10 protein-coding genes are annotated in these 11,362 nt (G+C 42.9%); 4 read left to right on the top strand and 6 right to left on the bottom strand.

All coding sequences use genetic code 11. The annotated features are described in order from the left end of the window. The first annotated feature begins 353 nt into the window (after positions 1 to 353). Together CJ305_RS05635 and CJ305_RS05630 are read left to right on the top strand one after the other, a co-directional pair. Positions 354 to 1,115: an oxygenase MpaB family protein gene (locus CJ305_RS05635; protein WP_099645266.1), complete on the top strand. Its 762-nt coding sequence runs from the start codon at positions 354 to 356 to the stop codon at positions 1,113 to 1,115. A 53-nt stretch (positions 1,116 to 1,168) separates the two neighbouring features. Next, positions 1,169 to 1,699: an SRPBCC family protein gene (locus tag CJ305_RS05630; RefSeq protein WP_099645265.1), complete on the top strand. Its 531-nt coding sequence runs from the start codon at positions 1,169 to 1,171 to the stop codon at positions 1,697 to 1,699. 114 nt (positions 1,700 to 1,813) lie between these two features. On the opposite strand, the gene leuB is transcribed toward CJ305_RS05630, so the two are convergent. The 4 genes from leuB to CJ305_RS05610 form a co-directional block, all read right to left on the bottom strand. After that, complete coding sequence (leuB, locus tag CJ305_RS05625; protein ID WP_099645470.1) at positions 1,814 to 2,929, bottom strand: 3-isopropylmalate dehydrogenase; 1,116 nt, start codon at positions 2,927 to 2,929, stop codon at positions 1,814 to 1,816. A gap of 107 nt (positions 2,930 to 3,036) precedes the next feature. Further along, positions 3,037 to 3,621 carry a 3-isopropylmalate dehydratase small subunit gene (gene leuD, locus CJ305_RS05620; RefSeq protein WP_099645264.1) on the bottom strand — a complete coding sequence of 195 codons (585 nt, stop codon included), beginning with the start codon at positions 3,619 to 3,621 and terminating at the stop codon, positions 3,037 to 3,039. A 1-nt stretch (position 3,622) separates the two neighbouring features. After that, the gene (gene leuC / locus CJ305_RS05615; protein ID WP_099645263.1) at positions 3,623 to 5,008 is read right to left on the bottom strand and encodes a 3-isopropylmalate dehydratase large subunit; all 1,386 of its coding nucleotides are present in this window, start codon (positions 5,006 to 5,008) and stop codon (positions 3,623 to 3,625) included. A gap of 94 nt (positions 5,009 to 5,102) precedes the next feature. After that, on the bottom strand, positions 5,103 to 6,275 hold the full coding sequence (locus CJ305_RS05610) for a 2-isopropylmalate synthase (protein ID WP_099645469.1): 1,173 nt from the start codon (positions 6,273 to 6,275) through the stop codon (positions 5,103 to 5,105). A gap of 128 nt (positions 6,276 to 6,403) precedes the next feature. Between CJ305_RS05610 and CJ305_RS05605 the strand changes: the two genes are divergently transcribed. Together CJ305_RS05605 and CJ305_RS05600 are read left to right on the top strand one after the other, a co-directional pair. Then, the gene (locus tag CJ305_RS05605; protein WP_099645262.1) at positions 6,404 to 7,966 is read left to right on the top strand and encodes a hypothetical protein; all 1,563 of its coding nucleotides are present in this window, start codon (positions 6,404 to 6,406) and stop codon (positions 7,964 to 7,966) included. A gap of 100 nt (positions 7,967 to 8,066) precedes the next feature. Next, positions 8,067 to 9,041, top strand: coding sequence for a DMT family transporter (locus CJ305_RS05600; protein WP_317043993.1), 975 nt, complete (start codon positions 8,067 to 8,069; stop codon positions 9,039 to 9,041). 126 nt (positions 9,042 to 9,167) lie between these two features. Here the strand turns inward: CJ305_RS05600 and CJ305_RS05595 are convergent, their stop codons facing one another. Together CJ305_RS05595 and CJ305_RS05590 are read right to left on the bottom strand one after the other, a co-directional pair. Beyond that, positions 9,168 to 10,499 carry an alpha-L-fucosidase gene (locus tag CJ305_RS05595; protein ID WP_099645261.1) on the bottom strand — a complete coding sequence of 444 codons (1,332 nt, stop codon included), beginning with the start codon at positions 10,497 to 10,499 and terminating at the stop codon, positions 9,168 to 9,170. A gap of 73 nt (positions 10,500 to 10,572) precedes the next feature. Continuing rightward, a complete protein-coding gene (locus tag CJ305_RS05590; RefSeq protein ID WP_099645260.1) occupies positions 10,573 to 11,262 on the bottom strand; it encodes an RluA family pseudouridine synthase in 690 nt (229 codons plus the stop codon). Positions 11,263 to 11,362: the final 100 nt, after the last annotated feature.

Here is an 11,362-nt window from a genome sequence, read left to right as displayed (position 1 = left end):
CCGGATGTGATGTCCCGGGCGGTTTTTTTTTAGCCTCATCCCCAACCCTTCTCCATCCCGATAGCTATCGGGAGAGAGGAGAGTTCAGAGCTCAACTGCTGTGATTGCTCCCTGCAATCGAAATGACTCGAGCATTCAAAATTCAAAGTTGAAAATTCAAGGTTAGTTTGTACTACAGATTTCGTATTTCCACTTTTGTATTTTCAGAATTTGGTTGATGTGATTGCTCCCTGCGGTCGAAATGACGACAACTAAATGAGAACAATCTCAAACTCCTGTCTTCCCGAGCGCAGTCGAGGGGTATTATTTAGACTATTTTTGTCTGGTAAACGTTAGCTTTAAAAATGCCTGTTATGTCAAATTTTGTAGCCAAAGATTCTATCGTGCGTAAAATCTGGGGAACCAGTGATACGGTCCTGCTCATTTTTGCAGGTGCCGCCGCCGAATTTGCGTTGAATAAAGCTGTAGACTGGTTGTATTTTACCGGGAAGCTTCCGACAGATCCTTTAGGGCGTTTGTTTTCGACCGTGACTTATGCGCGCAGAATTATTTTTGCAGAAGAGACCCGGGCGCATCAAACCATTGATTCCATTTATCACATTCATAAAGCAGTAGAGCAGGAGCGCTCGGCGCAAATTCCCGATTGGGCTTATCGCGATGTGCTGTTTATGCTTATTCATTATTCGATTGCCTCTTTTGAAGTTTTAGAACGAAAACTTACCGCTAACGAAAAGCAGGAGGTTTATGATGTATTTTACCGGTTTGGGAAGCGTATGCAACTCAAAGATTTGGCCACAGATTATAAAAACTGGTTGCCGCAGCGCGAGGCACATCTGAAAGAAAATCTCTATAAAAGTGATTATACGAAAGACTTATTCAAACAATACAGGAAGCATTTAGGACCAGTGCGTTATACGGTTTTGGTAGAAAGTCAAAAGCTTCTGGTCCCTGAACCTGTGCGGAATTTGCTGAAGTATTCCCGGTTTTCAGCGTTAGAGCCGCTGATTCCGGTTTATAAATTAAGCCGAAAATTGAATGCAGATGCCCTGATCAAAACACTGCTTCTTCCTAAAAACTACAAAGAGGAAATTGAGGCATTAAATGTGGTCGTCTAGAAATCGTATTTGAAATTAAAGTATATTAGATTGTTCATTTTCAATCTATTATTATGTGGTTTCTTTATATCCTTTTGGCTTTAGCAGTACTAATTCTTCTACTCGCTATCACTGCGAAAAAATCTTATCGGGTAAGTCGGAGTATCAACATTCAACGGCCGGCCGCGCAGGTTTTTGAGTATTTAAAATACCTGAAAAATCAGGATCAATGGTCTCCCTGGGACCGGAAAGATCCCAATATGAAAAAATCCTATCAGGGAACCGATGGAGAACCCGGTTTTGTCGCACATTGGGAAGGTAATAAGGAGGTAGGTACCGGAGAGCAGGAACTCAAAGCAATCATTCCCGGAAAGCGGGTAGAGAGTGAACTTCGCTTTTTAAAGCCCTTTAAAAGTACCAGTGATGCCTGGCTTGAAGTGAGTACTCCCAATCCCGGGATAACTACAGTAGAGTGGGGCTTTACAGGTAAGAATACATTTCCGTTTAGCGTAATGAGCCATTTTGTAAGTATGGATAAAATGATAGGCAAAGACTTTGAGGAGGGGCTCCGAAATTTAAAAGAACAACTGGAGGAAAAGGGATAGAATATCTGCTGCGATCAAAATGACCAAAAATAAAAAGAGCGATCTCAAACGAGTCGCTCTTTTTTCTATTCTCTTTTTTCTATTCTCTTTTTTCTAAATTCTCACATCTCACATCTAAATGATCGTGCTCTGTCCCATGTGGATGTTCTTAAAGTTGCGATTGGTATCATCGGGATGGGTTAAGAAATCTGCGATAAAATCGCCCACTTTTGAAGTAGAAAAAGGTTTCTCAGGGTTAATGTCGCCGGTGGTTATCCCTAATTCCAGAGATTTCTCAACTGCTTTTTCAATCGCGTCTGCTTCTTTATGCAGATCCAAATGGCGCAACATCATCGCTGCCGAAAGAATAGAAGCTAGCGGATTAGCAATGTTTTTACCGGTTGCCTGTGGAAAGGAGCCGTGAATAGGCTCAAACATCCCTACCGTGCTGCCCACCGAAGCAGAAGCCAGTAAACCTATAGAACCACCTATCACCGAAGCTTCGTCTGAAATGATATCACCAAACAGGTTTTCAGTTAAGATAACGTCAAACTGACTGGGGTTTAAGATCATTTGCATCGCCGCGTTGTCTACAAACAGGAAGTCGAGTTGAACATCGTCGTATTCTTTAGCGATTTCGGTAACGGTTTTTCTCCAAAGTCGTGAAGTTTCCAAAACGTTAGCCTTATCAACCAGCGTTAATTTTTTTCTTCGGTTTTGAGCTTCTTTAAAAGCCAAATGTGCGATACGCGTAATTTCTTCTACCGAATAGGAGCAGCCATCACTGGCTACCTGACCGTCTTCGCTGAGGTGTTTGTCCCCAAAGTAAATTCCGCCGGTCAATTCGCGATAGATCGAAATATCAGTTCCCTGAATGATTTCTTTTTTAAGCGGCGAACGATCAATCAACCGGTCAAAAGCCTTTACCGGTCTGATGTTGCAAAAAAGACCGAGTGACTTTCTAAGCTTTAATAAGCCTTGTTCAGGTCTAACTTTAGCTGAAGGGTCGTTGTCGTATTTAGGATGCCCGATAGCGCCAAACAGTACCGCATCACTGTTTTTACACAGCTCAATCGTCTCATCGGGTAGTGGATTTCCGGTCTGGTCAATCGCAATAGCTCCCACGGGAGCTTTGGTAAACTTAAACGTATGATCGTAAACGTCTGCAATGGCATCCAAAGCTTTAACCGCCTGGTCTGTGACCTCCGGACCAATTCCATCACCTGCTAAAAGAGCTATATTAAATTTCATAATCTTTATGTTATCAAACTCAGAAAATTTCCTGAGCGTGGTTTTATATTTTTCTTCTCGATACATTTGATTTCCGCTCAAGCCTCAATCAAACACTCGAAGTGACATTAGAAGCTGCGCTCGCGCTCAAAAGCTTCGATTTTATCTTTTTTACTGATTAAAAAGTCGATGTCGTCATAGCCGTTAATCATACACACCTTTTTATACGGGTCAATCTCAAATTCCAGTTCGCCTGCGGGAGAGCTGAGGATTTGATTTTCCAGATCTACAGTGAGTTTGGTTTCCGGTTTTTCCTTGATGGTTTGAAGTAAATCTTTTAAATATTCGGGAGTTACCTGAATAGGAAGAATTCCGTTGTTCAGCGCGTTTCCTTTAAAGATATCTGCGAAAAAGCTGCTGATCACCACTTTAAAACCATAGCCAGCAATAGCCCAGGCCGCGTGTTCCCGGCTTGACCCGCAACCAAAATTGTCCCCTGCAACGAGGATTGAACCGCTGTACGTAGGATCATTCAATACAAAGTCCGGGTTTTTATTGCCTTCGTGATCGTATCTCCAGTCTCTAAATACATTGTCTCCAAAGCCCTGCTTATCGGTTGACTTTAAGAAACGTGCGGGTATAATCTGATCGGTATCTATATTTTCAATAGGTAAGGGGACTGCGGTATCGGTAAGTTTTGTGAACTTTTCCATTTTAATTCAATTGTTTGGTAATGTCTGTGATTTTTCCGGCAACGGCGGTGGCTGCTGCCATAAGCGGACTCGCTAAAATGGTACGGGCGCCCTGTCCCTGTCTTCCTTCAAAATTTCGGTTTGAGGTTGAAACGCAATATTCACCTTCCGGGATTTTATCGTCGTTCATCGCTAAACAGGCCGAGCAACCGGGCTGTCTGAGTGCGAAACCGGCTTCGGTAAAAACTTTATCAAGACCTTCTTCTACCAACTGTTTGGCAACCTGCTGCGAGCCGGGAACCAGCCACGCATTTACGTTAGGCGCTTTCTGCTTGCCTTTCACGTAGTTTGCCGCAATGCGGAAATCTTCAATACGCGAATTGGTACAACTGCCTATAAACACATAATTAATGGGTTTATCGATCAGACTTTCGCCTTTTTTGAAATTCATATAAGCCAAAGCCTTCTCGAGGTTGACATCATCCTTATCCGGAATTCTTCCGGTTACTTTGATTCCCATTCCCGGATTGGTTCCGTAGGTTACCATAGGCTCGATGTCTGCCGCGTCAAAGGAGTATTCCTTATCAAAAACCGCATCTGCATCGGTGGGAAGGGTTTTCCAGTATTCCAATTTTTGTTCCCACTCAGCTCCTTCAGGTGCAAACTCGCGTCCTTGTACGTAGTCAAACGTAGTCTGGTCGGGAGCGATCATTCCTCCGCGGGCACCCATTTCGATACTCATATTGCAAACGGTCATACGGCCTTCCATAGACATTTCTTCAAAAACGTTTCCGGCGTACTCACAGAAATATCCGGTACCGGCGTTGGTTCCTATTTGCGAGATCACATAAAGAATCACGTCTTTAGGCAGTACATTCGGCTTTAATTTTCCGTTTACATTCACCCGAAGACTTTTCGGCTTTGTCAATAACAAGCACTGGCTTGCAAAAACCTGCGCCACCTGGCTGGTACCAATTCCAAAAGCAATCGTACCAAAAGCCCCGTGCGTAGAGGTGTGGCTGTCGCCACAAACCATCGTCATGCCGGGCTGGGTGATCCCAAGCTCGGGAGCCATAACGTGTACAATTCCGTTGTATTTGTGTCCTAAACCGTAAAGCGTAATGCCGTGTTTTTCGCAGTTTTCAGTAAGTTGTTTCAACTGATTTCTGGAAAGTACATCGCGCACCGGTAAGTGCTGATCTACTGTAGGGGTATTGTGGTCTGCTGTTGCCACAATCTGATCGGGACGTGCCACAGGGATACCGCGCTCTTCAAGCTCTGAAAAGGCCTGCGGACTCGTCACCTCGTGAATAAGGTGTTTGTCTATATACAATACCTGCGGACCGTTAGGCACCGTATCAACCACGTGCGCGTCCCATACTTTGTCAAATAATGTTTTTCCTGCCATTTTATTGCAATTGGTTCTTTACGAACTGTATGTATTCTAAAAAATAAGGATTCTAAACTAAGAATCCTTATTTAAACTATTAATTTATAATGTGTTAAGCTTCTACCTGAGCCTGAATGTTTGCGACTTTCATAATCTCATGAATGTCTTCATCATGAATTTCCTTTTGTTTGTCTGCAAAGCTAAGAAAGACCTCGTAAACCTCGTCTAATTGTAGCTTGGTTAACTCATAACCTACTTTTTTAGAGCGGTAAGCCAAAGCAGCGCGGCCACTGCGGGCGGTAAGAACAATTGCGCTTTCGGTCACACCCACTTCTTCAGGATCCATAATTTCGTAAGTCTCGCGGTTTTTGATCACACCATCCTGGTGAATACCCGAACTGTGCGCAAAAGCATTTGAACCTACCACAGCTTTGTTAGGCTGTACCGGCATTCCCATCTTGTCGCTTACCATCTTACTGGTATCCCACAACAAACGCGAATTGATGCCCGTATCCAAACCTAAATCGGGGTGCTGACGCAGGATCATCACAACCTCTTCAAGAGCTGTGTTACCGGCACGCTCGCCAATACCGTTGATGGTACATTCAATCTGGCGGGCACCATTAATCACCCCGGCGATGGAGTTTGCTGTGGCAAGCCCCAAATCGTTATGACAATGGCAGGAAAGAATGGCTTTCTCAATGCCTTTTACGTTCTCTTTAAGGTATTTCATTTTTGCCCCGTACTCTTCCGGAAGGCAATATCCTGTGGTATCAGGAATATTCAAAACCGTAGCACCGGCCTTAATAGCAGCCTCGCAAACACGAGCCAGATATTCATTATCGGTACGACCGGCATCTTCTGCGTAAAACTCTACATCCTCCACAAAAGTTTTGGCGTAGGCCACAGCATCATAAGCACGTTTTATAATCTCCTCGCGGTTGGATTTAAACTTATATTTAATGTGTGAATCACTGGTGCCAATACCGGTGTGAATACGCGGTTTTACGGCATATTTGAGTGCTTCTGCAGCTACTTCAATATCTTTTTTTACGGCGCGGGTAAGGCCGCAAACCGTTGCGTTTTTTACCAAACGGGCGATTTCTTCAACAGATTTAAAATCCCCGGGGCTTGAGATCGGGAAGCCGGCCTCAATAACATCAACTCCCAGCAGGTCGAGACGTTCTGCAATAATCAGCTTTTGCTGGGTGTCTAATTTGCAGCCGGGAACTTGTTCCCCATCTCGTAATGTGGTGTCAAAAATCTGGACTTTGTTGTCGCTCATAAGTGCTTTTTTTCTCAATTTAAGTGTGAATATAGATATAGGTAGTACTTTTGATGTAACCTGCGACAGAAAACCTACGATGTTTAATTAATTTTGTCGTTATTTAAATTGTTGATATTCAGTTTTTTATGCGTAAAATCATTACAACAGCAAATGATTCAAAAGATTCACTTTATGTTTTGATCAAGTCGTTGTCCAAGTCTGAAAAGCGTCAGTTCAAGCTTTACGTTGGGCGTCTTGATGGGAATGCAGATTCTAAGTATTTGCAGCTTTTCAACCTGCTTGACAAAATGAATACGTATGATGAAAACGAGATATTCAAAAACAACATCGTTAAGAAGCAACAGCTTTCTAACCTGAAGGCGCATCTCTATAAGCAGATTCTCATTTCGCTTCGCTTAAGCCCCGCGCACCAGAATATTCGGGTGCAAATACGGGAACAGCTTGATTTTGCTACGGTTTTGTATCAAAAAGGCCTGTATCAACAAAGCCTGAAACTCCTTGAGAAGGCTAAGCATATGGCAATTGAAAACGAAGAGAAAAACGTAGCCTATGAGATTGTCGAACTCGAAAAGGTAATCGAAACCCAATACATCACGCGCAGTATGAGTACGCGGGCTGAGGAATTAGCTCAGGAAGCGAAATCTTTAAGCCGGCAAAATCTGATGACCAGTAAATTGTCCAATCTGTCTTTACAGTTGTACGGATTGATGCTGAAAACCGGTTATGTGCGTAGTGATGCCGAAAAGCAGGAAATCACGACTTTTTTCAACAAGTCGATGCCCAAATACGATTTAAACGAACTCGGTTTTCGCGAAAAATTGTGGCTGAATAAGGCCTATTTGTGGTACAGTTTTTTGGTTCAGGACTTTTTATCCTGTTTTAAATACGCCACGCGCTATGTGGAACTTTTTGAGGAAAGTCCAGCGATGATTGCCCGTAATCCGGTTTTTTACCTGAAAGGGAATCATTATTTGCTTGAATCGCTGTTTTTTCTGAAACATCATACCAAATTTCAGGAAAGCCTGGAGCGTCTTGAAGTTCGTCTGGCTTCAGATGATTTCCCGAGCAGTGATAACCTGGATATTCTGGAGTTTCTTTACGTCTATTCCCACAAGCTGAATCTTAAATTTATGGTTGGGGATTTCAGTACCGATGATGGTTTGATTACCAAAATTGAGAAATACCTCAAGCAAAACGGTCAGCGTATGGATGAGCATCATATTATGGTGTTTTACTATAAGATCGCCAGTTTGTATTTTGGTAATGGGCAGTATAAAAAATGCATTGAGTATCTGGGGAAAATCATCAACAATAAATCGCTTAAGATGCGGGAAGATTTGATGTGTTTTGCGCGAATTCTCAATTTAGTCGCGCATTATGAAGCGGGTATGGATTATCATCTCGAAACCCTGCTAAAAAGTACTTACAAGTTCCTGATCAAGATGGATGATTTGCACGAGGTACAGAAAGAGATGATTAAATTTTTAAGGAATTTGGGCGAAATATTCCCCGGTGAACTTAAAGCCGAATTTAAAAAGCTGCGGAGCAGACTTGAGGTTTATGAGGAAGATCCTTATGAACGTCGCGCTTTTCTGTATCTTGATATTTTATCCTGGCTTGACAGTCGTATTGAAAACCGCCCGGTAGCTGAAATCATTCGGGAAAAAGCCTTGTTGTTGAACAGGTAGGATTTAGATGTGAGATTTTAGATTTTAGACCTGAGATAAAAGAATATAGAATAGAGAAAAAAGAGGTGAAAAGTGAAAAGTGAAAAGTGAAAAGTGAAAAGTGAAAAGTGATTTTTATACTTTACGATTCAACTTTTTTACAACTTTTGAAACCCGAAACCCGAAACCCGAAACCCGAAACCCCTTCCTTTTGCCAAACCAATCCAACTCTTTTGTAAAAAATCTGCTTCAACTCAATCTGGCCATGCTCCTGGTAAGTACCAGTGGTGTTCTGGGCAGGGCGGTGACTTTGGCTCCGGTGGTGACTATTGGTCTAAGAGCCTTACTGGCGTTGGGTTTTCTCGTGCTGTTTTTAAAGTGGAAAAGCATCTCGTTTAAAATTCAAAAGAAAGACCGGTTACAGGTAATTCTGGGTGGAATCTTAATGGGGATTCACTGGGTGGCGTATTTCAAAGCGCTGCAGCTGAGTAATGTCGCTATTGGCATGCTCACTATTTTTACCTATCCGGCGCTGACGAGTATTCTAGAGCCGCTGATTTTAAGACTTCCGTTTCAAAGAATACACCTGTTTCTCGGTCTTTTGGTTCTAGCCGGAATTGCGTTTTTAATCCCAGATCTGGATTTTGAAAACCAATATACACAGGCAGTTGTTTATGGATTGGGTTCAGCATTAGCCTATGCCTTGCGGAATATTTTGATGAAAAAACAGGTAGCCCGTTACCACGGCAGCCTGTTGATGATGTATCAGGCGTTGATTATTGGGGTAGCCCTGCTTCCGTTTAGCACTCAGGTTTCTACCGAAGCTTTACAGGAAAATCTTGTTTGGATTCTGGCTTTGGCTTTGCTTACTACAGCTTTAGGCCATACCTTGTTTTTACTAACCTTCCGGTATTTTTCAATTACGACAGCAAGCATCATCAGCAGCGTACAACCGGTTTACGGGATTATGCTGGGTATCTTATTCCTGGGAGAAATGCCACAAATAATGACCATTGTAGGTGGATTATTGATTATAAGTGCAGTGGTTGTAGAGAGTTTACGAACGGCGCGGAGTGGGAAGGAAGTTAAAAGTTAATTGAGGAACTTAGGGAGTAAGAGGTTAGAGGTATCAGGTAAAAGGTTTTCTGTTTTTTTGGTTATTGAGTTATTTTAAACCGCAACCCGCAACCCGCAACCCGCAACCCGCAACCCGCAACCCAAACTAATTCGATTCAATCACAGCACCTTCCTCCCGGTATAAATCTACTTCACCATCCAGTAACAGTGCGAGTACCGTCATATGTTCATCTAAAACATAATCAGGAACTTTGATGTACGTGATCCCGGGATATTGACTCCAATACACTTTACCTACAACCTGATGATCAAGCTTAGTACCTTCGCCTACGACGTAAATGCGATTAATTTTATTTTTCAGTCCGCGAACCACGACTTCTCCATTGGGATTTCCCTTTACAAAGAGATATAAAATATTCCGTTCTTTATTGAGGGTTGACGGGCCGTAAAAATGCTCTTTGGGGATCCCGGCGCGTGTACCATAAATAGCTTCGGCGTGTTTGTCTGTCCAGCGTTCCAAATCTTTCAGTATTGATTCCTGCTCTTCAGGAATGCTTCCGTCTGATTTTGGCCCTATATCGAGCAATAGATTGCCCCCGTTACCAATAACATCGGCAAAAATCCCAATCACCTGGTTGGTCGTTTTGTAATTAGTATCGTTGGGCTGATACCCCCAGGAGTTATTCAGCGTCATGCACAACTCCCAGTAGGTGTCTTTAGGTCTAACAATAGGCATTCCCTGCTCAGGCGTAGCGTAATCTCCCTGATTAGCCAGCCGTGAGTTGATTATCGTCTGAGGGTTGTCTTCAAGCAGCATCGCTTTTACTTTTGTAGCCTGCCATTCTTCAGCATTGTGTTCCCAGTCCCCATCAAACCACCATAAATCAGGTTTGTACTGTTTCGACAATTCACCTAACTGACCCTGATAGTGGTTCAAAAAAGTCTCCCAGCGCTGGGGTTCTTCTGTGATTTTATACCGAAGGGAATCACGGGTAAAATTGGTATAATCGGGATAAGACCAGTCGGGTAATGAATAATATATACCCACTTTAAGTTTATGTTCACGAAGCGCTTTAACAAATGGAGAAAGCACATCTTTTTTTGCAGCACTGTTTTCAATTGCGTTTAAATTGCCATATCTGGTGTTCCAAAGTGCAAAACCATCGTGATGTTTAGAGGTAATAACCGAGTATTTGGCGCCACTTTCAGCTATTAAATCAACCCAGGCTTCGGGATCATAGGCTTTGGCAGTAAAACCTGCGGTTTGCTTTAAATAATCCTCGTGCGAAATATAGCCGTTGTAAAACGACCAGGATTCGTCAATTCCATTCACAGCATACAATCCCCAGTGAATAAAGATTCCCAATTTTGCGTCTTTAAACCAGTTCATCTTTTGAGTCTGATTGAGCGTGTCTGCTTGCTGTGACCAAAGTGAAACGGTCAGGAGCAGCATAAGGAGCGTAGTGCATTTATTCATCGCAAGCGCGTTTAGAAATTTATTTTGGGCTAAGCCCAATGAAATTTACTAAATCACACCAACTTCTAAAACTCTAAATACAGGCTTTCCAGATCGCATCGCCTGTGGGAGGCGGGGCGATAAAGGTCATTTCTTCTTTTTGAACCGGGTGGGTGAGCACCAGTTTTCGGGAGTGCAGATGTATACTACCGTCGGGATTGCTTCGGTCGAAGCCGTATTTTAAATCGCCTTTTATGGGGCAACCAATCGCAGCCAGTTGCGAGCGAATCTGATGATGTCTGCCGGTATGTAAGTCTATTTCCAGCAGGTAATAATTATTCAGTTCCTGGATGACCTTATATTCTAAAATGCCCTTTTTACTGTCGGGCACCTCGTTAACATGGCTGTAGGATTTATTCTGCTTGGGATTGCGTTTTAAATAATGCACCAGGGTATCCTGAAGTTTTGGCGGGGCATTTTTCACCACAGCCCAATAGGTTTTTTTAGCCTCTTTTTTGGCAAATAGCTTATTAAGTCTGGGCAAGGCTTTTGAAGTCCGTGAGAAAATCACAATCCCACTGGTAGGGCGGTCCAGGCGATGTACAACACCTAGATAAACCGCTCCCGGTTTGTTGTATTTCTCGCCGATGTAACTTTTGACCACCTCGCTTAACGGCTTATCGCCGGTTTTGTCACCCTGCACAATATCTCCCGGGCGCTTATTGACCACGATGATGTGGTTGTCCTCATAAAGAACCTGCAGGTTGTCTTTATTACTGTGCATCTTCTGGAGTTAAGGGTTAAAAGTTAGAAGTTACTAGTGTAAAATGGAGATTAAATAATCTAAATAATAGACCTCCTTTTAAATTTGATCTTCTAGTTAC

This window comes from Leeuwenhoekiella nanhaiensis (assembly GCF_002744755.1).
GTDB classification, from domain to species: domain Bacteria; phylum Bacteroidota; class Bacteroidia; order Flavobacteriales; family Flavobacteriaceae; genus Leeuwenhoekiella; species Leeuwenhoekiella nanhaiensis.
The sequence above is the reverse complement of the archived record's forward strand: the minus strand, read 5'-3'. Positions and strand labels throughout refer to the sequence as shown.

Bases quoted from the DNA above. Each gene is read 5' to 3' on its own strand.
- leuD (WP_099645264.1), bottom strand. From the start codon at position 3,621: ATGGAAAAGTTCACAAAACTTACCGATACCGCAGTCCCCTTACCTATT.
- CJ305_RS05630 (WP_099645265.1), top strand. From the start codon at position 1,169: ATGTGGTTTCTTTATATCCTTTTGGCTTTAGCAGTACTAATTCTTCTA.
- leuC (WP_099645263.1), bottom strand. From the start codon at position 5,008: ATGGCAGGAAAAACATTATTTGACAAAGTATGGGACGCGCACGTGGTT.
- CJ305_RS05590 (WP_099645260.1), bottom strand. From the start codon at position 11,262: ATGCACAGTAATAAAGACAACCTGCAGGTTCTTTATGAGGACAACCAC.
- CJ305_RS05595 (WP_099645261.1), bottom strand. From the start codon at position 10,499: ATGAATAAATGCACTACGCTCCTTATGCTGCTCCTGACCGTTTCACTT.
- CJ305_RS05635 (WP_099645266.1), top strand. From the start codon at position 354: ATGTCAAATTTTGTAGCCAAAGATTCTATCGTGCGTAAAATCTGGGGA.
- CJ305_RS05605 (WP_099645262.1), top strand. From the start codon at position 6,404: ATGCGTAAAATCATTACAACAGCAAATGATTCAAAAGATTCACTTTAT.
- leuB (WP_099645470.1), bottom strand. From the start codon at position 2,929: ATGAAATTTAATATAGCTCTTTTAGCAGGTGATGGAATTGGTCCGGAG.
- CJ305_RS05610 (WP_099645469.1), bottom strand. From the start codon at position 6,275: ATGAGCGACAACAAAGTCCAGATTTTTGACACCACATTACGAGATGGG.